The organism is Actinorectispora metalli (assembly GCF_056323685.1).
This window is the reverse complement of sequence record NZ_JBREYE010000001.1, coordinates 2861736-2884098: the sequence shown is the minus strand read 5'-3', so window position 1 is coordinate 2884098 and position 22363 is coordinate 2861736. Positions and strand designations below refer to the sequence as shown.

Genomic DNA, 22363 nt, shown 5'->3' with positions numbered 1-22363 from the left:
TACCGAAACGGCAACGATGACCTTGTGGGACAACGGCGTTGCGGAGGATTCCGGTGTGGACACGACTCAGGGGGAAGACCGGCGGGATCCGTTCGCACCACGGGATCACAGTCCGGGTTTGCGGCGGCTGAATCGGCTGGGATGGCCGATCGGTGCCTATGCGTGGGTGATGTTCGACTTCCTCTTCGCCAACCGCAGGTTGCCGGTAGCGAGCAAGGTTCTTGCCGGGGTGTGGCTGGCGATGTCCCTGATCACGCTCACCTCGTTGGTGATTGGTTCGCAGGATCTCGCCCCGGTGCTGTTCGCCGTGTTCGGCTACCTCGTCCTGGCGGTCTGCGTTCTGCGGCTCGTCCTGCTCTGGCGGGTGCCCCGCGAGACGGAAGCGCCGCAGCCGCGCGAGGGTGAGACCCGAGGGGCATACCGCATGAGGCGGTGGAGCTAGAAGCGCACGTCCTGCCAGCGGGTGCCGTGCGGGTGGAGGGTGGCGACGCGGGTGTCGTCCGGGCGGCGTTCGATGCGCACCAGCAGGTGTTCCTCGGAAAGCTGCTCGGCGACGCCCTCGCCCCACTCCACCAGCACCGCCGCGTCTTCCAGGTCGGTGTCCAGGTCGAGGGTGTCCAGTTCGTCGAGACCGCCGAGCCGGTAGGCGTCGACATGCACCAGCGGCACCCCGCGGCCATCGGGCGTTGGCTTGTGCACGCGGGCGATCACGAACGTCGGCGAGTGCACCTGGCCCCGCACCCCGAGCCCGGCGGCGACCCCGCGGACCAGGGCGGTCTTGCCCGCGCCCAGCGGACCGGACAGCAGCACCAGGTCACCTGCGCGCAGCGCGGCGCTCAGCCGTCGCCCGAACGCCTCGGTATCGCCGACCTCGGGCAGTTCGGTCCGGAATCCCGCCATCGAGGCCGTGTCGACCATCGTCATGCTCGTTTCCACCACCGCTTGTTCCATGGGCGTGTCTTCCCGCTGGCCCTCGCCAGCGCGACCAGCGCCTCGTTGACCACCTCGGGCTGCTCCAGCATCGCAACGTGCCCGGCGCCCGCCGCCACCACAAGCTCGGCGTCGGGCAGGTCCGAGGCGATGGCCTGCGAATGCGAGAACGGGATCAACCGGTCGGCGTCGCCGCCGATGACCAGCACGTGACAGTGTTGCAGGCCGCGCAGAGCCGCGAACCGGTCGTGGGTGCCGAGCGTCGGCAGGAAGTCGGTGAGCACCCGGACCGGAGTGGCGCTGATCATGCGGTCCAGCAGGTCCACCAGCGCCGGGCTGACCTTGGCGTCACCGAAGGCCAGCGCCCTGGTCACCCCCCAGGCCAGGTCATCGCCGACGCCGCGGGCCCACTCCACCATGCGGGGCTGCCAGCGGGACAGCCGTGCCAAGGCATAGGTGACGGGGTTGCGGCGGGACAGCACCGGCCGGGTCAGACCGGCCGCGCCGACCTTGCCCGCGGAGGTGTTCAGGAACGCCGCGCCACGCACCCGGTCGGCGAAAAGCTCGGGCTGCTGCTCGGCCAGCGCCATGATCGCCATGCCGCCCATGGAGTGGCCCGCCAGGACCAGCGGGCCCTTGGGGGCCACCGCCCTGATCACGGCGTCGATGTCCCTGCCAAGCTGCTCGATCGTGCAGGACCGGCGCCGGGACCGGCCGGAGCGGCCGTGGCTGCGGTGGTCGAACAGCACCAGCTTCACCCGGGGGCCGGTCAGTTTGGGCAGGTCACGGCGCTGGAAATGCCAGCTGCGGCGGTCGAGCGAGAAGCCGTGCACCAGCACGATGGTCAGCTCCGGCGTGCCGCCGTCGGCGGGGTCCACCTCCTCGACGGAAAGCGGCACCCCGTCATCCGCCACGACCGTGCACTCCCGGTCCGGCGCGAGTTCACCCAAGGCCTCGTCCAGCAACGGATCCTCCCCGACCCCCTTGCGCTGCGCGGAGATCCGCGCACTGTGCGCGGCCACCCCGACCGCGGTGCCCGCGGCGGCAGCGCCGACCAATCCGCCCAACACGCCCACCGTGCGCCAGAACTGGTTCACGCGGGCTCCCCCACCATGATGCGGCTGACCCGCCGCCGGTACATTCCGGTGACGATCTCGTAGTGGATCGTGCCCAGCTTCTCCGCCCACTCCGCCGCGGTGGGCTCGCCGTGCTCCCCGGTGCCGAACAACACCACCCGCTCGCCCTCGGTCACCGCGTCGTCCCCGCAGTCGACCACGAACTGATCCATGCACACCCTGCCAACGACGGGGCGCGATTTGCCTGCAAGCCACACCCGCATGAGGCCCGACAGCGAGCGCGGGACGCCGTCGGCGTAGCCGACCGGAACCAGCGCCAGCGTGGTCTCGCGGTCGGTGTGCCAGAGGTGGCCGTAGGACACGCCCTCACCTGCGGGTACCCGCTTCACCAGCGCAACCCTGGAGCGGAAGGTCATCGCGGGACGCAGCCCGTGATCGCCGAGGTGCGGCACGGGGTCGAGCCCGTAGACCGCGATGCCGGGGCGGACCAGGTCGTAGTGCAGTTCCGGGAATGCCAGCGTCGCCGCCGAGTTGGCGGCGTGCCGGATCGGCCGCAACCCCGCCCGCAACGCCACCTCGTAGGCCTGCTCGAACCGCGTGCGCTGCCGCTCCGTGGCGGGCCGCTCCGGCTCGTCGGCGGTGGCCAGGTGGGTCCACACCGCGACGACCTCCGCCGCCCCCTCGCGTTCGGCGGCAGCGGCGGCGTCCACCAGCGCGGGCCAATCCGCGGGCTGGCAGCCGTTGCGGCTCAGCCCGGTGTCGATCTTCAGGTGCAGCCGGGCGGGCCGGTGCGCCAGCGCGGCGCCCTTGAGCACGGCGTCGAGTTCGGCCACGGAGGACGCGGAGAGGTCGACGTCGGCCGCGACCGCCGCGGCGAAGTCCTCGTCTGGCAGGTTCAGCCAGGACAGCACCGGTGCCTCGATGCCCGCGTCCCGCAGCACCCGCGCCTCGGTGGTGGAGGTCACCCCCAGCCAGGTCGCGCCGCCCGCCAACGCCGCCCGCGCCACCTCGACCGCGCCGTGCCCGTAGCCGTCGGCCTTGACCACCGCCATCGTGGCGGCGCCGTTCGCCGCGGCGGGCCCCGCCAGCCGCCTGACGTTGTGCGTGATCGCGCCGAGATCGATGACGATCTCCGCGCGCGAGGAGTTGCCCTCTGTCCGGGCCAAGGCTGCTTCACCCATACGCCAACAATGGTGTCACACCCAACGGCACCCGCCCGCCCGGACTTGGTGTCCTAAGTCCAGGAGTGGCGCCCCCATTTCCGGACTTAGGACACTAAGTCCGGGTTCGGAGGGCGCGGATGGCGTCGGGGATGGCCTCGACGAGGGCGGAGGCGCCGATGGGGGCGCCGATGCCGTCGCGGGTGGCGGCCAGTTCGGCGGCGACCACGTGCAGGCCCGCGGCGGCGCCCGCGGCGAGCCAGGGGTCGATGCCCGCGGCCAGGAGGGCGCCGATCAGGCCGGTCAGGACGTCGCCGGAGCCCGCGGTGGCGGCCCAGGCGGAGGACGCGCGGTTGACCATGACGCGGCCGTCGGGGGCGGCGATCAGGGTGGTGTTGCCCTTGAGCAGCACGACGGCGTCGAAGCGCTTGGCCGCGGCGCGCACGGCGGTGACCCGGTCGGCCCCCGGCTCCTCGCCGGTCAGGCGGGCGAACTCGCGGTCGTGCGGGGTGAGCACCAGCGGGCTGCCGGGTTCGCGGGCGTCCCAGAGGTCGGGTTTGGCGCCCAGCAGGGTGAGGCCGTCGGCGTCGACGCAGACCGGGACTCCCGCGTCCAGCACGTGCGCCAGTACCTGGCTGCTGGCGCTGCCGGTGCCGAGGCCCGGCCCGACCGCCCAGGCCTGGACGCGTCCGGCGTCGCCGATGTTGCCGGTGGCGACCACCTCGGGGTATTTGGCCCGCACCACATCGGCGGTGGACCCGGCGTAGCGGACCATGCCGGAGGTGGCGTGCACCGCGGCGCCGGTGGTGAGCACCGCGGCACCCGGGTAGGTGGCCGAACCGGCGGCGATTCCCGCCACGCCCTGGGTGTACTTGTCGTCGGCCGCCGCGGGCACCGGCCACAGCGCGCCGATCTCCACCTCCTGCAGCAGGCACAGGTCCGGCTCGTCCAGTTCGCCTGGCCCGAAGTCGCCGCCGAGGCCGATGTCGACCACGTGCACCTCGCCACTGCGGGACGCGCCGTCGCCGAGCACGTGCACGGGCTTGCGGCAGCCGAAGGTGACGGTGCGGTCCGCGCGGACCGCGGGCCCGTCGCAGGTGCCGGTGTCGGGGTCGACGCCGCTGGGCAGGTCGACGGCCAGCACCGGGGCGCTGACCCGCCGGACCAGGTCGGCCGCCGCCGGGCGGAGTGAGCCGCGGGCGGACAGGCCGACGATGCCGTCGATCACCAGGTCCGCCTCGGCCACCGCCGCGCCGTCGGTGGTGATCCGGCCGCGGAGCCCGCGCAGCGCGGCGAGGCCCTCGGCGTGCACGCGGGCGGGATTGAGCAGCACCGCGGTCACGGCGACGCCCCGGCGACGCAGGAAGGCACCCGCCCAGAGCGCGTCGCCGCCGTTGTTGCCCGCGCCGACCAGCAGCACGACCCGGCGCCCAGCGACGGCTCCGGTGTGTTCTTCGAGCAGTTCGGCGGCGTGGCAGGCGACGGCGAAGGCCGCGCGGCGCATCAACGCGCCGGGCGGGGTGCGGGCCAGCACCTTCTCCTCGGTCGCCCGCACCTGTTCCGTGGTCCACGCACCCAGCACCGGCGCCGCCCTTCGAAGACGTTCGCGTGACTACCGGTCCAACGCCGCCGCCACTCTCGGGTTTCTTACTCGACCGTGACGGATTTCGCCAGGTTGCGGGGCTTGTCCACGTCGTAGCCCTTGGCCCTGGCCACCTCGGCGGCGAAGACCTGGAGCGGGACCGTGGAGACCAGCGGCTGGAGCAGGGTGGGTACCGCGGGCACCTCGATGAGGTGGTCGGCGAAGGGCCGCACCGTCTCGTCGCCTTCCTCGGCGATCACGATGGTGCGGGCGCCGCGGGCCTGGATCTCGCGGATGTTGGACAGCAGCTTGCTGTGCAGCACCGCCCGGCCCTTCGGCGACGGCATCACCACGACGACCGGCAGGCCCTCCTCGATCAACGCGATCGGGCCGTGCTTGAGCTCGCCCGCGGCGAAGCCCTCGGCGTGCATGTAGGCCAGTTCCTTGAGCTTGAGCGCGCCCTCCAGCGCCACCGGGAACCCGACGTGCCTGCCGAGGAACAGCACCGCCTTGGAGTCGGCGAGGCTGCGCGCGAGCTCGCGGGTCTGGTCCACAGTGGACAGTACCCTGGCCACCGCGGCGGGCATCTGCTCCAGGTCGCGGAACTCGCGGGCCACCTCGTCGGGGTACTTGGTGCCCCTGGCCTGCGCCAGCGCCAAGCCGACCAGCAGGTTGGCCACGATCTGGGCGAGGAAGGTCTTGGTCGCGGCGACGCCGACCTCGGGACCCGCGTGGGTGTAGAGCACCGCGTCGGACTCGCGAGGGATCTGCGCGCCGTTGGTGTTGCAGATGGCCAGCACCTTGGCCTTCTGCTCGCGGGCGTGCCGGACGGCCTCCAGGGTGTCCATCGTCTCGCCGGACTGTGAGATGGCCACCACCAGCGTGTCCCGGTCCAGCACCGGGTCGCGGTAGCGGAACTCGCTGGCCAGTTCCACCTCGACGGGCAGCCTGCACCAGTGCTCGATGGCGTACTTGGCGACCAGCCCGGAGTGGTAGGCGGTGCCGCAGGCGATCACGAAGACCTTGTCGATATCGCGGAGGTCCTGGTCGGACATGCGCTGCTCGTCCAGCACCACGCGACCATCGGCGAAGTGCCCGCGCAGCGTGTTGGCCAGCGCGTCGGGCTGCTCCTCGATCTCCTTGAGCATGAAGTACTCGTAGCCGCCCTTTTCGGCGGCCGAGAGGTCCCAGGTGACCTCGAAGGGCTTGCCCTCGGCGGGCTCGCCGTCGAAGCCGGTCACCTCGTAGGAGTCGCGGGTGATCACCACGACCTGGTCCTGGCCAAGCTCGACGGCGTTGCGGGTGTGCTCGATGAACGCGGCGACGTCGGAGGCGAGGAAGTTCTCGCCATCGCCCAGCCCGACCACCAGCGGCGAGGAGCGCCGGGCGGCGACCACCATGTCCGGGTGGTCGGCGTGCGTCACGACCAGGGTGAACGCGCCCTCCAGGCGACGGCACACGGCCCGGACGCTGGCGGGCAGGTCACCGGCGGTCTCACCGTCGGCGTAGGCGCGGGCGATCAGGTGGGCCGCGGTCTCGGTGTCGGTGTCGCTGGCCATCTCCAGGCCCGCGTCCTCCAACTCCGCACGCAGCACCGCGAAGTTCTCGATGATGCCGTTGTGCACCACCGCCACCCTGGCCTCGGCGTCCCGATGCGGATGGGCGTTGCGGTCGGTGGGACCGCCGTGCGTCGCCCACCGGGTGTGGCCCATGCCGGTCGTCCCGGCGAAGCCTTCCTTGCCCGTCTCCTCCAGCCGCGTCTCCAGGTTGCGAAGCTGGCCTGCCTTGCGTTCCACGGCCAGCCCGCCCGCGCCATCCAGAACGGCGACGCCCGCCGAGTCGTAGCCTCGGTACTCCAAACGGCGGAGCCCGTCAAGCACGACTTCCAGGGCCGAACGGTGTCCTACGTATCCCACGATCCCGCACACTGGCCACACACTACCGACGCCTTGTCTCGGTACTGGCTCGCGCATGGGCTAACGTCGCGACCATGGCCTCGTCCTCGCACTTGACCGCCAAGCAGGCGCTGCACGAGCTCACCAGCCAGGGTCCGCACGACGTCCGTCGCGGCGACCTGCACCTGGTCGGCCTGCCGGGTGTGGTCTACACCCCGCGCGAGGGCCTGTCGCTGCCCGCGGTGGCGTTCGGCCACGGCTGGCTCCAGCCCGCGGTCCGCTACCGCGGCCTGCTGCGCCATCTTGCTTCCTGGGGCATCGTCGCGGCGGCCCCGGATACCCACCGCGGCCCGCTGCCCTCGTTCCGCCTGTTCGCGGCGGATCTGCTGACCACGCTGGACATCTGCACCGGTGTCCGGCTCGGCGACGGCGAGATCAGCGTGGACCCCGCCAAGGTCGGGCTGGTCGGGCACGCCGTCGGCGCGGGCAGCGCGGTGCTCGCCGCGGCGGGCGCCCCGGAGCGAGTGCGTTCGGTGGTCACCCTGGCGGCCGCCGAGATCCGCCCCTCCACACTGGACTCCGCGCGGAAGTGCACCATGCCGGGCCTGCACCTGGCCGCGGCCGATGACAAGGTCGCTCCCGTGATCGGCCACGCCGAGCCGATCGCGCAGGCCTGGGCGGGGCCGTGCCAGCTCCGGACCGTGAGCAAGGCCACTCATCTCGGGTTCACCGAGGGCCCGCACTGGAGCACCCTGCTGCTGGACGGCAAGCCCGAGCGGCGCACCCACAAGCTGGCCTACGCGCTGACGACGGCGTTCCTGCTGCGCACCCTGTGCGACAACCGCCGCTACGACGCGTTGCTGGACTCGCCGGTTCGCGGCTGCCCGGTCGACTACCAACACGCCCGTGGGCCGATCGCGGCCTGACCGGCGATTCGGCCCTGCCGGACCGGCAGGTCTCGCTACGGTAGCGGCGAGAAGGTTCGCCCCGGGCGCAGCGAGGATCACATGACCTGGCAACAGCAACCCCCACCCGGACAGCCGCCGCAGGGCGGTCCGCCTCCTGGTTTCGGCCCGCCGCAGCGCCAACCCGGGGGCTTCGGTCCGCCGCAGCAGCCGGGCTTCCCGCCCCAACAGCCACCCGGCCAGCAGCCTGCCCAGCAGCAATGGCAGCAGGCCTCTCAACAGCCGCCGCCAGGCTGGCAGCAGCAGCCGATGCAGCAGGCCCCGCAGGGCAAGCCGTCGCCGATCCTGTGGATCGCCGCGGTCGTCGCGCTCGGCGTCGGCATCTACTGGCTGTCGCTGGCCATCGGTTACGGGGTGGGTGTCCCCAAGTACTGGGCCAACAAGGACAACACGGAACGCTTCTGGTACGTGACCAAGATCGTCGCCATGGGCGTCGCCTCGTTGCCGTTCCTCATCGGCGCCGTGTTGCTGATCATGCGGCGAAAAGTCGCGACCTACCTGGTCGCGGCCGGTCTCGTGCTGGCGATCGTCGCCGATGCGGCCGAGGCGGTGTATGACTTCATGACACCGCCGCTGGGCACCACCCATTCATCGCTCTACTACTTTGACGACAACCTGATCGTGGGTTCGATCCTGAGCGTGGCGGCAGTGGTCCTGGTGTTCCTGCCGCCGGTGGTCTCCTCGCTGCGCGGACCGGCACCGGCCCAGGGACCGCCGCCGGGATTCGCCGCGCCGCCGCGCTTCTGACCGGACAGCGAGCATGCTGACCCCACCGGCTTGCCTGCCGGTGGGGAGCCGACGGCGCTACTGGAGCCAGCTCTGGTTCGAGTAGTCCTCGTCGTCGTCCACGGCAACCGGCTTGCGGGCAGGCGGCGGGGTCGGGCGCTGCGGCACGGGAGCCGGTGCCGGTGGGGGCGGCATCCGCTCCGGGAAGGAATGGGCGGGCGCCCGGTCCGGGGTCTCCTCGTCCTCATCGTCCTCGATGTCGAACGACAGCGTCTGGTCCTTCTCCCGCTGCCGCTCGCCCATCTCACGCAGCCGCTTCACCAGCGCCTGCTTGGACTTGACGAAGTTCTCGTGGCCTTCCTTGGTTGACTCGTTGGCCTGGTCGAACTTCTTCGAAGCCAACTCCATCTGCGCCGAGAACTCCGACCGGGTCGCGGCCGACTGCGCCCTGGCCGCGGCAAGCACCTCGTTGTCCGTCACGACGGCTCCTCCTCCTCGCGCACCGGTCAGCGGCGGTTGTCGTCGTCTTCGCCGAGGACGCCGCGCAGTCGGTGCACGCTGCCGTCATCGGGATCTTCGAAGTACTGGCCCTGGGTGCGCCACTGGCTGGCACCGCGTTCCTGGTCGCCGCCCTGGCCACCACCCGCACCACCACCGCCCATGGCGCCCATCATCGGCATGCCGCCCGCCGCCATGCCCCCACCACCGGACTGGCCACCGCCACCCGGGTAGGAGCCCAGGCCCGGACCGCCCGCGGCACCTGCCTGCTGGGAGTTCGTGCTGCCCAGGCCCACCCCGGACTGGTCGGCCGGGCCCTGGTTGGACTCGCTGTAGCCGCCGCTGGGGCCGAACTGGCCAGCGGACGTGTAGCCGTGCCCCGCCTGTGCGTAGCCGCCGCCCGCGGGCTGGCTGCCGGGGCCGAAGCCCGCGGAGGCCGTGCCGACATGGCCGGGGCCGCCCGGTGGGGTATCAGAGCCGGTGGGGCCGAACTGATAGGGCTGACCATGACCGGGACCGCCCTGCGGCGGGCCCGAGTATTGGCCGTAGTCGGCCTGGTAGGCCTGCGGGGCCTGCATGGCGGGCGGCGGGCCCTGCTGGTAACCGGCAGCCTGCGCCGGGCCTGCGCCCGCGGGCTCGTAGCCCGGGCCGGGGATGCCCGGCTGCGGACCGCCGTAGCCGCCCGGCTGGCCGTACCCGGGGCCTGCCTGCGGGCCGCCGTACCCGGGGGCGCCCTGCGGGGCGGTGCCCTGGGCGGGGCCTGCCTGGTTGGTGGTGGCGTTGCCCTGCTCGTCGAAGTCCATCTCGTACACGGTGGGCGGCTTGCCGTCGCCGTTGTCGACGGTGACCTTGAGCTCGTCGGGCCTGCCCGGCGGGTGCTCGGCGGTGATGGTCATGGGGCCGTCGTGGATGACGGCCCTGCCGTCCGGACCCGGCCGCAGGGTCTGCTCGCCGCCGCCCGCACCGGGCGGGAAGCCCTGGCCGCCACCCTGGCCGTAGCCCATGTCGGTCCCGTGTCCTGGGCCGAAGCCGGGCCCGAACCCGCCGGGCTGGGAGCCCGGACCGAAGCCACCCGGCTGCCAGCCGGGGCCGAAGGCACCTGGCTGCGACCCGGGGCCGAACCCGCCCTGCTGCGAACCGGGGCCGAAGCCACCCGGCTGCGCGCCAGGTCCGAAGCCGGGCTGTCCGCTGCCGGGGCCGAAGCCGCCTTGCTGCGGGTAGGGCATGCCGGGCCGCTGGCCCTGCGGTCCCGCACCGCCGGGCTGGTCGTTGGGCTGGCCGAAGTCGATGTTGTACGTCTTGGGCTTGCCGTCCGGCCCGGTCACCGAGATCTTGACATCGCCCTTGCCGTCGGGGCTGTTCACGGTGATCTGCCGGTCGCCCTCGCGGATCGTGACGCTCTCCTGCGGCATACCGGCGGGCATCGTCTGGCTGGGGTCCATACCTGGCAGCTGCCCGGCGCCGGGCATGCCCGCGGGCGTCATGCTGCCCGGCGGAGTGGCCTCGGGCATCTTGAACGGGGGCGGCGGGGTACCGCCGCCTCCACCGCCGCCACCGCTGGGGCTTCCGCCGCCACCGCCACCGCCGCCTCCACCACCACCGCCGCCGCCGTGGTCGTTCTGGCCCTTGTTGCCGCCCTTGTCGTCGGCGGGCTGGGCGGTGAACGGGTTCTTGCCGACCGCGTCGTTGATCGCGGTGTTCAGCTCGCCCCAGCTCTTGTCCACGGCGTCCTTGGCCGCGGTGCACGCCTGCTCGAACGCGGTCGCCTTGCCGTCGACGTCAGCCTTGAAAACCCTGATCAGCCAGGCCCTGGACTCCTTGTTGACGTTCTCGATCAGGTCTTCGTCGTCGCAGGCGCCGTCATCCCATTCGATACCGCAGTAGCCCGCGACTCGCTGGGCGTGGCTCTTGTCCTTGGTCGTTGTCGCGCCGAGCACGTCCTTGAGCTGCGGGGCGGACAGACCGGCGATGTCGTCGACGCTGCCGATCCTGGTCAGGATCGTGCGGACCTTGCCGATCACATGTGCCGAGACGTCGTGCGACTTCAGCTTGTTGATCTCGGCGATGTTCTCCAGGCTGGTGGCCGCTTGGGAGGCCTTCTCCGAGATGTTCGCGACGAACTTCTTGGAGTTGCTCGAGGCCCCGCCGGTCCAGCCGTCCCAGACGCTGTTCAGCTTCGTCTCGGTCTCGGACTGCTGGGTGCGCATCGACTTGGCGACCTCGCGAAGCTCGTTCGCGTCCTCGGCGATCTTCTGGAAGTTGATGTTGCGCTGCTCGTTGTAGCGCTTCTCGAAGTACTTGCCGTCGCCCTTGATCGCCGCGCCCTCCCAGCCGAGCGCGGCCTTGCAGTCCTGGTACACGGGCACGAAGTTGTGGAAGTACTTCAGCGCGACCTTGCCCGCGTCCAGCAGCTCATTGGAGTTGGCCACCCCGGTGCCGCCGTCCCGAGCGCGGGTCTCGGCATCGTTAAGGGTGGTCTCGCCGCGTTGCTTGGCCTGCTTGTTCTCGGCGACTTCCTTGCCTGCCTTGTCAGAAGTCTCTTTGCCGACCTTGTACGCGTTGTTGAGCCGCTCCTCGTTGGAGTCGGCCCACGGCATGTCGTTCTTGGTCTTCTGCCACTCGTTTTCCCAGTAGCCGATGTCGTACTTGTCGAGGTAGACCTCAAGCTCGTCGTTGTGCGTGCCGAAGAGGTTGTCCTCGGTGTCGTAGGCGTAGTACGCGGCAAGGAGGGCTTTCTTCTGGTCGTCCGGAACCTGCGGGTTCTCGACGACCTTCTTCACGTCATCCCAGGACGGAGCGCCCATCACTTGCCCCCAGTGTTGTTGAGCCCGGTCTTCGCGGTGTCCTCGGCCCAGCCGTAGCCGCTGGCGGCCTTGCGCAGCCGGGAGGAGATGCCGCGCAGCGCCTCGGCGTGTGCCCCCACGATCTCGCCCAGCCTCGGCACGGCGCCGACGTAGGTGCCGCCCGGACCGGTGTGCGCCTCGCCGAAGTCCTGTGCGGATACGCCCGCGGCGGTGACCTTGTTCTTGGCCTGGTCGAGTTCGCCGGCGTCGCCGTCGATCACGGTCGCCGCCGACAGCATCTCCCCGGCATTCGCCTCGTATCCGGACACCCTGGCCGTCCCCTCGTATCACCCGTTAGGGCAACTCGCCCACTGCGCTGAACACCGTTCGGACGTCGCGAATTGCCGAACGGTTCCCAGCCTCCCAGAAGGCATGACGGTACAGACCAGAACCCGGGATTGCCTTGCTAACGCGAATACGGGTATATGGGCTAGTGCGGGGGCGGCTGCTGTGGCGGGTAGGGCTGCTGACCCTGCTGGGGCGGGTACGGCGGCTGGCCGGCCTGGCCGTGCCCTTGACCCTGCCACTGCTGGGGCGGCGGGGCGTGCCCGCCGGGCGGCATCGGCTGCTGCCCCTGCATCGGCTGGCGCTGTGGCGCGAACGCCTGTGGCCCCGGTGGGATCGGCTTTCCATCAGCCCCATACCACTGTCGTGCAGGCGGCCGCTTGCGCTTTCCGGTCGCCTTCACGATGACGAACACGACGAGTCCGATGACCAGTCCGTAGGTGACGACCTGGCCCAACCAATAGCCGATGCTCACCAGACCAGCATTCCACAACGATCACCGTTGGGGAGCGCTTTTCTCAGCCTCCGCTGTGCGTCACGTAAATCATCAAGACCACCAGCGTCAGCAGGACGAGCAAGCCCGCGAGGGGCACCAGAAGCACGCTGAAGACATCCGACAGGAACCTCCGCATGCTCCCAGGCTGGCGCCAGTCCGGGACCGGCGCCAGCCGAGATGTCAGCGGATGGCGGCGACCACGCCCGCCAAGCGGTCGGCGGCGCCCTGGGCCGCGTCCTGGCTCGGGGCCTCCACCATGACCCTGACCAGCTGTTCGGTGCCGGAGGGACGGAGCAGCACCCGGCCGGTGTCACCGAGTTCGGCCTCCACCGCGGCCACCGCCTCGGCGACCGAGGGGGCTGCGGCGACCGCGGCCTTGTCCGCGACCTTGACGTTGATCAGCACCTGCGGCAGGCGGGTCATCACGCCCGCCAGCTTGGCCAGCGGAGTGCCGGTCTCGGCAATCCGCGCCATCAGGCGCAGCGCGGTGAGCAGCCCGTCGCCGGTGGTCGCGTGGGCGGGCAGCACGACGTGGCCGGACTGCTCCCCACCGAGCGAGAACCCGCCGGCACGCAGCTCCTCCAGCACGTAGCGGTCGCCGACGGCGGTGGTGCGCAGCTCGATGCCGTGCGCCCGCATGGCCAGGTGCAGGCCGAGGTTGCTCATCACGGTGGCGACCAGGGTGTCGTCCACCAGCTGGTCGGCGTCCTTCATGGCCATCGCCAGCACGGCCATGATCTGGTCGCCGTCGACAACCTCGCCCGCGGCGTCCACGGCCAGGCAGCGGTCGGCGTCGCCGTCGTGAGCGATGCCCAGGTCGGCGCCGTGCGCGAGCACCGCGTCGCGGAGGTTGTCCATGTGGGTGGAGCCGCAGCCCTCATTGATGTTGAGGCCGTCCGGCGCGCAGTGGATGGCGACCACCTCGGCGCCCGCTCGCTGGTAGGCCTGCGGTGCGGCGGTCGCGGCGGCCCCGTTGGCGCAGTCGACCACGACCTTCAGCCCGCCCAGCGGCTGCGGGGTGGCAAGCAGCAGGTGGTCGACATAGCGCTGCACGGCGTCGTCGACATCGCGGATGCGGCCGACGGCCGCCCCGGTGGGCCTGCTGGTGTCCTCGTTCAGCCGCGTCGTGATCTCGTCCTCGACGGCGTCGGCCAGCTTGTGGCCGCCCGCGGCGAACAGCTTGACGCCGTTGTCGGGCATGGGGTTGTGCGAGGCGGAGATCATCACGCCGAGATCGGCACCCAGTTCGGACACCAGGTGCGCCACCGCGGGAGTCGGCAGCACGCCGACCCGCAGCACATCCGCGCCTGCCGAGGCCAGACCCGCGGTGACGGCGGCCTCCAGCATCTCGCCGCTCGCCCTCGGATCGCGGCCGACCACCGCGACCGGCCGGTGCGAGCGGTCCTTCTCGGCCAGCACCCTGGCGGCGGCCGCCGCCACGGACAACCCGAGTTCCGGGGTCAGTTCGGCATTGGCGAGACCCCGCACGCCGTCGGTACCGAAGAGACGGGCCATCGGACTGGCAACCTCCTAGAACGCAACACCGGGCTGGCGAGACGGCGACGAGAAGATGATCAATAGTGTGAAAACAGCCGGAAACGCACTACGGGAGCAGTCCGCGGGCCGAAGTGCTCCCGACAACGAACTGCTCCCGTAGGAAGTGTGCTGATGATCAGCGCTTGCTGTACTGAGGCGCCTTGCGGGCCTTCTTGAGGCCGTACTTCTTGCGCTCCTTGGCCCGCGGGTCACGGGTCAGGAAACCGGCCTTCTTCAGGGTCGGGCGGGTGTCCGCGTCGACCTCGATCAGGGCACGGGCGATGGCCAGCTGCAGCGCACCGGCCTGACCGGAGATGCCGCCGCCGATCAGGTTGCCGATGACGTCGTAGGCCTCGGCCTTCTCCAGCGCGACCAGCGGCTCCTTGATGAGCTGCTGGTGCACCTTGTCCGGGAAGTACTCGTCCAGGGTGCGGCCGTTGAGCTTGAACTGGCCGGTGCCGGGCACGAGGCGAACGCGGACGATGGCCTGCTTGCGACGGCCGACGGTCTGGATCAGGCCGAACTGGCCCGCGGGGACCGGCACGACCGGGGCGGCCGGGGCCTCGTCCTGCTCAGCGGGCTCGGTGACCTCGACGGCCTCCGGGGCGACAGCCTCCGGGGCCTCGGTGACCTCGGGGGTCTCTACGGCCTCGGGGGCTTCGACAGCCTCGGTGGCCTCGACAGCCTCGGTGGCCTCGCCGATGGTCTGGGTCTCTTCTGCTGGCTGGTCAGTCACTTGGCGGCCTTACCAATCTCGAACGGCTGCGGCTTCTGCGCGGCGTGCGGGTGCTCGGCGCCGGCGTAGACCTTCAACTTGCTTGCCATGGCGCGCCCAAGCTTGTTCTTGGGCAGCATGCCGGTGATGGCCTTCTCCAGCAGCTTCTCCGGGTGCTTCTCGATCATCTCGCCGAACGAGCGCTTGGAGAGGCCGCCGGGGTAACCGCTGTGCCGGTAAGCGAAGGCCTGCTCACGCTTGTTGCCGGTGAGGGCAACCTTCTCGGCGTTGATGATCACCACGAAGTCACCGGTGTCAACGTGCGGAGCGTAAATGGGCTTGTGCTTGCCGCGCAGCAGCGTTGCGGCCTGCGTCGCCAGGCGACCGAGCACGACGTCCTGGGCATCGATCACGTGCCAGGCGCGCTCCACCTCACTGGCCTTCGGGCTGTACGTGCGCACGGTTTACCTCGTAGTCAATCGCGTCTGGGATGTTGGTGTGGTGGGTCGACGATCACCGGCATTCGGAGCCTGGACATCGGCGGCAAGCGCGAGCTGAGCAACGCGGCGCCACACACCACACAACTAGCGACAGAAGATACCTGGTGGCAGTCGACGCGGTCAAAACGGCCCCCGTCAAACCACCCCCAGGCATGCGAACGGCCCCCGAAAAACGATCTCGGGGGCCGTTCGCGGGCAGATCATCAGCCCCAGATGTTCTTGTTCTGGTTCTCCGCCTGCTGGTAGTTCTCGTTCGCCTGGCCCAGCGCGACCGCGATCTGGCCGAGCACCTGGTTCAGGTCGGCGGCGGCGGTGTCCCACTGACGCTGCTTCTCGTTGTAGGCCTCCGCGGCGGCACCTTCCCAGGTGGACACCATCGGCGCCAGGAACGACTTCAGGTCGTCCAGCTGGCTGTTGATGTCGGTGGAGGTGGACTGCACGTTGCCCTGAGCATTGGCGATCTCGCCGAAGGTGACCTTGACCTCACCCATTGAAACTCCCCTTCAGATGAGCATTGCGGTGAATCGTGAAAAGTCGGTAAGAAGAACGTGGAGCGGATGCGGAAATGTGTCAGCCGCCGAGTGCGTTCTCGATGCTGGACATCGACTGCTGCTGCTCTTCTTCCGACTGGGCGTAGGTCTTGGTCGAGGTGTTGATCGACTCACCGATACCCCGGAGCGCCTCGTTCAACTTGCGGGCATCCTCGTCCCAACGCTGCATCAGCTTGGTGAACGCCGTCGCCGCCGAGCCCTGCCAGGCACCCGCCAGCGGCTCAAGCTGGCTGCGCAGGCTGCTCAGCCGCTGCTGAACCTGCTCGTTGACGTCCAGCACGTGCTGACCGGCCTTCTGCATCTCGTCGAACGAAGTCCCGTAAGAGCCACCCACTGGGTTACCCCCTTCAATCCGGTTTGTCTGGCAGACCTTCCGACGGGAACCCTGCCAGGTTTGGTTCCACCCTGCCGCCATTTCGCGGCAAGTCGTTGCGGCTGTTAACGCAGGCCGTTGCGGCAGCGAATGCTGCGGTTGGCGTCAGTAGAGGATCTGCCGCCGGGAGAAGTCCTCGTCGTCATCGATCACCGCTGTCTCGGCTCCGGCACTACTGTCGGGCGAAACTGCCTGTTCAGAAGGACCGTCGACAGACTGGGGAAGGTCCTGGTCGGGCCGGGTGAGCTCGGGCAGCGGCAGCCGCTGGGCACGGCGGAAGCCCGCGGCGTGGTCGCGGAGATTCGGCGCGGCGGGATGTGTCTGGACTTCACGCTTGCGAATACCTTCGCCGATTCGCTGCGTTTGCTTCCGAAACTCGTGATCGCCTTCTCTGGCCTGAGTGGCCGCACTTCGGCCGTTGTGGACCGCGGTTTCCACGGATAGTCGAAAATTCGACAGCGAGTTGCCACCAGGTGGCGAGTAATCGACCAACTGTTTTCCTCGCTCCCCCACAAGAGTGATTCAGCCCACCAAAACAGTTCGTGCGATCTCTTCGCAGGCCGTGCGCACCCTGTCCTTCTCCGCAGGACCATAGCCGCAGCCGATGCTCACCTGGGTGCGGCCCTGGAACAACACGAACCACTCCACCATGGCCTTCTGCTGCTGCTCGCGGTAGTAGGCGAAATCCCGGCCGCCGAAGCTGGCGTCGGAGTCGAATCCCGAATAGGCCGCGCCGCCGGTCTCGACCAGCCTGCGCAATTCCGAGACCGCTCTCGGGCGATCGGCGGTGCTGTCGTAGTCCAGCGGGAATTCCTGCACCACGACCAGGTCCGTGCCATCCGCGGCCGCTTCCGGTTTGACCACGACCTGCCGCTTGGCGGCGTCGCCACCCGCCTGCTCCCAGCCCGCGGGCACCGCGAACCGGTAGCTGTACTGGGCGATCTCCCGGGTCTCGCCCGATGGCCGGAACGCGAAGAACAGGGCGAGCCCGGTCACCAGCAGCACCGCCACGCCACCCGCGATCAGCCAGGGCCGAACCGATCGGCGCGGACCCTGCGGTGGCGGGGCGGGCGGTCGCGGCGGGGCAGGGCTGAACGTCTCGGCTCGCTGCCTGCCGGGACCGCCGGTGGGCATCGGCTGTCTGGGCGGCGGCTGGGGTGGGGCGACCGCCGACAACGCGCCCCTGGCCACCACGGTTTCGGGCTGGTCCAAAGTGGTCGGCACGATCCCGGTGCGTTCGTGCACCAACCGGGACACCAACGGGATGCGGCTGGAGCCGCCGACCAGGAAGATGCCCGCCAGTTCGTTCGGCGGCACGCCCGCCGTGGAGGCGGTGGCCATCACCAACTCGGCCGCGCGCCGCAGGGGCTCGGTGATCAGCGCCTCCAGGTCGGCGCGGGTGACGTGGGCGTCGGGGAACGGGGTCGGCATCGGCACATCGGTGTAGGCGTGCCGGGACAGCGTCTCCTTGGCGCCGCGCACGTCCTGACGCAACACCCGGCGACGGCGGCGCTCCTCGGGGGTCCTGCCCTCCACCAGGCTCTGCCAGGTCTCGAGATCACCGCCCGCGACCAGTTTGCCGATGTGGTCCAGCAGCGCCTGGTCGATGTCGGCGCCGCCGAAACCCGGATCGCCCTTGGTGGCCAGCACCGTGAACCGGCCCTGCGTTCGTCGCACCACGCTCGCGTCGACGGTGCCGCCGCCGAGGTCCAGCACGGCGAGGGCCTGGCCTTCGGCAACGGCGTGTCCGCCCGCGTGGAACACCGCGGCGGCCACCGGTTCCGGCACCAGTGCCACGGTGCGGCCGAGGCCGTCCGCGGCCTGCCGCAGGACTCCGGTGCGCAACGCGCCCCAGTCGGCGGGGTGGGTCAGCACCAGCAGGTCGACCGGCGCTCCCGCGGCCAGCCTGCGTGCCTCCGACACCGCTCTGGTCAGCACGGAGCGGACCACGTCGAGCACGCCGAAGACGGTGTTGCCCAACAGCAACTCGCCCTCGTCGATGCGGCGCTTGGGATGCGGTTCGTACCGCGAGGGGTCGACCGCGGCCTGCCGCTCGGCCTCCTGCCCGACGAACACGGTGCCGTCCGGGGCGCCGAACACCCCGGAGGAGACCAGCGGCACCCCGTCCACCACGACGACCTGCGGTGGCCTCCCCGCAAAGGAGGCCACCGTGCAGGTGCTCGACGTGCCGAAATCGACGGCTACCCGCAGGCTCACTCCGGCGGAATCCAGGCGACCTGGATCAACTCGGTGCCTCGCTTGCGGGTCACCAGGTTGCCCCGGCCGGGCGGCATCTGCGCGCCGCGGACGGTGCCGACCAGCGCGCCCTCGTCCTTGTTGCCGCTCATGACCAGACCCGGCACGGCCAGCTCACGCAGCTTGCCGAGGATCGGGTCGTAGAGTGCGCGGGCCGCACCACCGCTGCGGCGCACCACGACCATGTGCAGGCCGACGTCCTTGGCCTGCGGCAGGAACTCGGCCAGCGGCTGGAGCGGGTTTCCGCTCTGGGTGGCCACCAGGTCGTAGTCGTCGACGATGAAGAACAGCTCAGGGCCCTTCCACCAGGAGCGGTTCTTCAGCTGCTCCTGGGTGACGTCCGGTCCCGGCATGCGCTTCTGCATCGACTTGCGCACATCGCCGACGATGCCGCCAAGCTGGTTGGCCGATGCGGCGTAGCCGATCACGTGGCTGTCCGGCAGGAAGCCCAGCATCGTCCGGCGGTAGTCCACCAGGATGATCTTGGCCTGGTCCGCCGCGTAGTGCGTGACGATGCCGCGGGAGATGGTGCGCAGCAGGTTGGTCTTGCCGCTCTCGCTGTCGGCGAAGGCGATGAAGTGCGAGTCGGCCGCGAAGTCCAGGTGGACCGGGGCCAGCTCCTCCTCGTTGACGCCGATCGGGATCCAGTGCCGCGGCACCTGCGTCGCGGGCACCGGCAACTGCTCGTAGGGCAGCGTCGCGGGCAGCATCCGCACCGCGGGAGCGTGCGGGCCCTTCCACGCCGAGGAGATCTTGGCCACTGCGTCGTGGATGCCGTCGGTGACATCGTCGGCGCTCACCCCCTCCTCGCCGAAGTTGGCCGAGTCGATGCGCGGCAGCCAGGTGAGGAAGTGCAGCTTGTCCCTGGTCAGACCGCGACCGGGACGACCCTGCGGGATGTTCACCGCGACCCTGCGGTCGATGTCGGACTCGGTGGGGTCACCCAGCCGCAGCTCGAAGCGGGTGCCCAGCATGTCCTTGAGCGCGGGCCGGATCTCGGCCCATCGGGTGGCCGCGATGAACACGTGCACGCCGTAGGACAGACCCTGGCTGGCCAGGCTCACGACCTGCTGCTCGAGGGCCTCGAACTCCTGCTTGAAGGTCAGCCAGCCATCGATGACCAGGAACACGTCGCCGAACGGGTCGTCGGGGATCTCGCCCCGGCGCTTCTTGGTCCGGAAGGTGTTCATCGAGTCGACGCCCAGCGCCCGGAACCGCTCCTCGCGCTCGGTCAGCAGACCGGTCAGCTCGGAGATGGTGCGACGCACCAAGTCCACGTCGAGACGGCCCGCTACGGAGCCGACGTGCGGCAGGCCGTTGAGGGTCTGTAGACCACCGCCACCGAAGTCCAGGCAGTAGAACTGCACTTCCTCCGGGGTGTGGGTGAGCGCCATGGACATGACGAACGTCCGCAGCAGCATCGACTTGCCGGACTGAGGGCCACCGACCACGACACCGTGGCCCTGGCCACCGGAGACATCGGCCCACAGCTCGTCGCGGCGCTGCTCGAACGGCTTGTCCACCGAGCCGATCGGAACCGCGAGGCGGCCGTTGGCGTAGAAGCCCGCTGGTGAGAGACCGCGGTCGTCGGTCACCGCCAGCGGCGGCAGCTTCTCGTCCAGGGTCTCGGGCTTCTCCAGCGGCGGCAGCCACACCTGGTGGGCGGGCGGGCCCTGGCCCTTGAAGCGCTCGACCATCACGTCGAGTTCGCTCTTCTCCGGACCGTCCTTGGGTGCCTCGACCTTGGGCTTGTCCGCCTCGACCGGCGCGACCGGCTCCTTGGGGATCTCGATGTAGTCCGGCACGAAGAACCGCGGCCGCTTGTCGCTGGTGATCGGCGCCGACGTGGTCGCGTTGCGGATGCCCGACGGCCGGTAGGGGCCGGAGACGTAGGCGGCCTTGAACCGAATCATCTCGGCGTCGGCCTTGAGGTAGCCGGAACCGGGGACCGAGGGCAGCTCATAGGCGTCCGGCACGCCGATCGCGGCGCGGGACTCCGATGCGGAGAAGGTCTTCAGACCGATCCGGTACCGCAGGTGCGAGTCCAGACCACGCAGCTTGCCCTCCTCCAGGCGCTGCGAGGCCAGCAGCATGTGCATCTGCAGCGACCTGCCCAATCGGCCGATGGCCACGAACAGGTCGATGAAGTCGGGCTTGGCCGACAGAAGCTCGGAGAACTCGTCGACCACGATGAACAACGCGGGCAGCGGGTCGAGGTCGGCACCGGCCTCGCGCTTGGCCTCGTAGTCCCAGACGTTCTTGGCGTTGGCGTGCGCCAGCGCCTCCTGCCGCCGGGACATCTCGCCCGCCAGCGCGTCCTTCATGCGGTCGACCATGGTCAGGTCGCCCTGGAGGTTGGTGATCGTCGCCGCGACGTGCGGCGCGTCCTCGAAGCCGAGGAAGGTCGCGCCACCCTTGAAGTCGACCAGGATGAAGTTCAGCGAGGTCGAGGAGTGCGTGCAGAGCATGCCGAGCACCAGCGTGCGGAGGAACTCCGACTTGCCGGAACCGGTGGCGCCGATGCACAACCCGTGCGGGCCCATGCCCTCCTCGGCCGCTTCCTTGATGTCCAGGTAGACCGGCTGGCCGTGCTCGCCGATGCCGAAGTTCACGCTGTACCGCTCGCGGATCGGCCGCGGCCGCCAGGCGGCCTGCACGTCGAAGGTCATCGGGTCGCCGGGGATACCGCACAACTCGAGGATCGAGGGATTGGCGTTGAGCGGCTCGTCATCGCCCGCCGCCTCCAGCACGCTGATCCGGTACGGCGCCAGCTTGCGGGCCACCGCCTCGGCCTCGGCGATGGACAGCGTGTCGGGACGCCCGAACCACTCCACACCGCTCTGGCTGCGCGCGCCGAGCCGGTCCTCCTCCACCGCCAGCCGCAGGCCGCGGCGGGCGGCGAGCTTGCCGAGCGAATCGGACAGGTCGAGGATCGTGACGCCGACCTGCCCGTCCTGGATGAGGATGTTCTCCTCGCCGGTGATGTCCCCGTCGTCCAGCACGATCACCACATGCGGCTCATCGCTGCTGGGCTGGGCGTTGCGGGAGAAGCGCGGCCGGTCGGCGATCTGCTCGGCCAGCATCTGTTCCACCTGCGCGAGCGAGCCCGCCATCATGCGCAGCTGGCCGATGCCGTCCATGGCGGTGGGGTGTTGGGCGTGCGGCAGCCACTTGCACCACTCCCATTCCGCGCGTGCCTTGCCCGCGGCGACCACCGCGATCAACACGTCGTCGGGGGTGTGGAAGGTGGCGAGCTGGCTGATCATGGCCCTGGCCAGACCGCGCACCCGTTCCTTCTCGCCGGACAGGCCCACCGCGGCGAACCCGCGCAGCGAGATCGCGATCGGCAACTCCTGCACGATGGAGTGCGCGCGCACGAAGCGGCGCAGCGCCAGCGTGGCGATCGGCTCAAGCTCGTCGACGGGCCCGGTCTGCGGCGGCACCAGCCTGGTGGCCAGCCGCTGCGAGCCGCGACCGACCCGCAGGTGGCAGAAGTCACCGTCGTTGGGGCGGCGCTCCCACATACGGCGGGTGCGCGGGAAGGCCCACAGCGTCTGCGGGTCCGGGTGGCTCCACTCCAGGGAGCGGCGCTGCTCGTCGGCGGCCTCGCGGGCGCGTTCCCGCATCTGACCGAGGTAGCGCAGGTAGTCCTTGCGGTCCTCGTTCATCTCGGCCTTGTTCTGGCTCTTGTTGCCGCCCCCCATGCCGCCCATCATCATGCCGATGGTGGAGAGCACGGTCATGCCGCCGAACATGAGCATCATCGGGTTGCCACGCCCGAACTGGAACATGAAGGCCATCATGCCCAGCGAGGCCACGATCATCACGATCGGCAGCACCTTCATGAAGACGTTGCCGGGGATGACCCTCGGGATCTCCGGTGGTGGCTCGAGGTGAACCTCACCGCCCGGTGGCCGTGGAATCGGCAGGCGCGGTGATCGCTTGAACTGCTGCGTGCTCACCCGGTGACACCCCT

At 70.2% G+C, this 22363-nt stretch carries 20 protein-coding genes; 3 read left to right on the top strand and 17 right to left on the bottom strand.

Features of this window, described 5'->3' with window-relative positions; translation table 11 throughout:
- Positions 1 to 16: 16 nt before the first annotated feature.
- On the top strand, positions 17 to 442 hold the full coding sequence (locus tag ACU6XJ_RS13580) for a hypothetical protein (protein ID WP_476310604.1): 426 nt from the start codon (positions 17 to 19) through the stop codon (positions 440 to 442).
- Here ACU6XJ_RS13580 and tsaE read toward each other — a convergent pair.
- The 5 genes from tsaE to glmS all read right to left on the bottom strand — a co-directional run bounded on the left by tsaE (position 439) and on the right by glmS (position 6676).
- Positions 439 to 924: a tRNA (adenosine(37)-N6)-threonylcarbamoyltransferase complex ATPase subunit type 1 TsaE gene (tsaE, locus tag ACU6XJ_RS13575; protein WP_476310601.1), complete on the bottom strand. Its 486-nt coding sequence runs from the start codon at positions 922 to 924 to the stop codon at positions 439 to 441. The genes ACU6XJ_RS13580 and tsaE overlap by 4 nt on opposite strands.
- Entirely contained in the window at positions 921 to 2027 is a 1107-nt protein-coding gene (locus ACU6XJ_RS13570) for an alpha/beta fold hydrolase (protein ID WP_476310598.1), read from the bottom strand. The genes tsaE and ACU6XJ_RS13570 overlap by 4 nt, the downstream gene beginning before the upstream one ends.
- Positions 2024 to 3187: an alanine racemase gene (gene alr / locus ACU6XJ_RS13565; protein ID WP_476310595.1), complete on the bottom strand. Its 1164-nt coding sequence runs from the start codon at positions 3185 to 3187 to the stop codon at positions 2024 to 2026. Before alr ends, ACU6XJ_RS13570 begins: the two co-directional genes overlap by 4 nt.
- Positions 3188 to 3281: 94 nt before the next feature.
- Positions 3282 to 4748, bottom strand: a complete 1467-nt coding sequence (locus tag ACU6XJ_RS13560; protein WP_476310592.1) for an NAD(P)H-hydrate dehydratase — start codon at positions 4746 to 4748, stop codon at positions 3282 to 3284.
- A 65-nt stretch (positions 4749 to 4813) separates the two neighbouring features.
- Complete coding sequence (gene glmS, locus ACU6XJ_RS13555) at positions 4814 to 6676, bottom strand: glutamine--fructose-6-phosphate transaminase (isomerizing) (protein ID WP_476310589.1); 1863 nt, start codon at positions 6674 to 6676, stop codon at positions 4814 to 4816.
- A gap of 62 nt (positions 6677 to 6738) precedes the next feature.
- Between glmS and ACU6XJ_RS13550 the strand changes: the two genes are divergently transcribed.
- Together ACU6XJ_RS13550 and ACU6XJ_RS13545 are read left to right on the top strand one after the other, a co-directional pair.
- A complete protein-coding gene (locus ACU6XJ_RS13550) occupies positions 6739 to 7569 on the top strand; it encodes a dienelactone hydrolase family protein (RefSeq protein ID WP_476310587.1) in 831 nt (276 codons plus the stop codon).
- An 81-nt stretch (positions 7570 to 7650) separates the two neighbouring features.
- Complete coding sequence (locus ACU6XJ_RS13545; protein ID WP_476310584.1) at positions 7651 to 8355, top strand: hypothetical protein; 705 nt, start codon at positions 7651 to 7653, stop codon at positions 8353 to 8355.
- Between the two features lie 57 nt (positions 8356 to 8412).
- Here ACU6XJ_RS13545 and ACU6XJ_RS13540 read toward each other — a convergent pair whose 3' ends face one another.
- From ACU6XJ_RS13540 to eccCa, 12 genes are all read right to left on the bottom strand, one after another.
- Positions 8413 to 8814, bottom strand: coding sequence for a hypothetical protein (locus ACU6XJ_RS13540; RefSeq protein WP_476310581.1), 402 nt, complete (start codon positions 8812 to 8814; stop codon positions 8413 to 8415).
- Positions 8815 to 8840: 26 nt separating this feature from the next.
- Complete coding sequence (locus ACU6XJ_RS13535) at positions 8841 to 11636, bottom strand: hypothetical protein (RefSeq protein ID WP_476310579.1); 2796 nt, start codon at positions 11634 to 11636, stop codon at positions 8841 to 8843.
- Positions 11636 to 11944 carry a hypothetical protein gene (locus tag ACU6XJ_RS13530; protein ID WP_476310576.1) on the bottom strand — a complete coding sequence of 103 codons (309 nt, stop codon included), beginning with the start codon at positions 11942 to 11944 and terminating at the stop codon, positions 11636 to 11638. Before ACU6XJ_RS13530 ends, ACU6XJ_RS13535 begins: the two co-directional genes overlap by 1 nt.
- Before the next feature lie 161 nt (positions 11945 to 12105).
- Positions 12106 to 12435 (bottom strand): hypothetical protein, encoded by a 330-nt coding sequence (locus ACU6XJ_RS13525; protein ID WP_476310573.1) that lies wholly within the window; start codon positions 12433 to 12435, stop codon positions 12106 to 12108.
- A gap of 201 nt (positions 12436 to 12636) precedes the next feature.
- A complete protein-coding gene (gene glmM / locus ACU6XJ_RS13520) occupies positions 12637 to 13971 on the bottom strand; it encodes a phosphoglucosamine mutase (protein WP_476310569.1) in 1335 nt (444 codons plus the stop codon).
- A 157-nt stretch (positions 13972 to 14128) separates the two neighbouring features.
- Positions 14129 to 14728, bottom strand: a complete 600-nt coding sequence (rpsI, locus tag ACU6XJ_RS13515; protein ID WP_476310567.1) for a 30S ribosomal protein S9 — start codon at positions 14726 to 14728, stop codon at positions 14129 to 14131.
- The gene (gene rplM, locus ACU6XJ_RS13510) at positions 14725 to 15168 is read right to left on the bottom strand and encodes a 50S ribosomal protein L13 (protein ID WP_476310565.1); all 444 of its coding nucleotides are present in this window, start codon (positions 15166 to 15168) and stop codon (positions 14725 to 14727) included. Before rplM ends, rpsI begins: the two co-directional genes overlap by 4 nt.
- A gap of 242 nt (positions 15169 to 15410) precedes the next feature.
- Positions 15411 to 15698: a WXG100 family type VII secretion target gene (locus ACU6XJ_RS13505; RefSeq protein ID WP_476310562.1), complete on the bottom strand. Its 288-nt coding sequence runs from the start codon at positions 15696 to 15698 to the stop codon at positions 15411 to 15413.
- 79 nt (positions 15699 to 15777) lie between these two features.
- Positions 15778 to 16092: a WXG100 family type VII secretion target gene (locus ACU6XJ_RS13500; RefSeq protein ID WP_476310559.1), complete on the bottom strand. Its 315-nt coding sequence runs from the start codon at positions 16090 to 16092 to the stop codon at positions 15778 to 15780.
- A gap of 144 nt (positions 16093 to 16236) precedes the next feature.
- The gene (locus ACU6XJ_RS13495) at positions 16237 to 16623 is read right to left on the bottom strand and encodes a hypothetical protein (protein WP_476310557.1); all 387 of its coding nucleotides are present in this window, start codon (positions 16621 to 16623) and stop codon (positions 16237 to 16239) included.
- Between the two features lie 30 nt (positions 16624 to 16653).
- Positions 16654 to 18348: a type VII secretion-associated protein gene (locus ACU6XJ_RS13490; RefSeq protein ID WP_476310554.1), complete on the bottom strand. Its 1695-nt coding sequence runs from the start codon at positions 18346 to 18348 to the stop codon at positions 16654 to 16656.
- Positions 18345 to 22349, bottom strand: coding sequence for a type VII secretion protein EccCa (gene eccCa / locus ACU6XJ_RS13485; protein ID WP_476310551.1), 4005 nt, complete (start codon positions 22347 to 22349; stop codon positions 18345 to 18347). The genes ACU6XJ_RS13490 and eccCa overlap by 4 nt, the downstream gene beginning before the upstream one ends.
- Positions 22350 to 22363 lie beyond the last annotated feature (14 nt).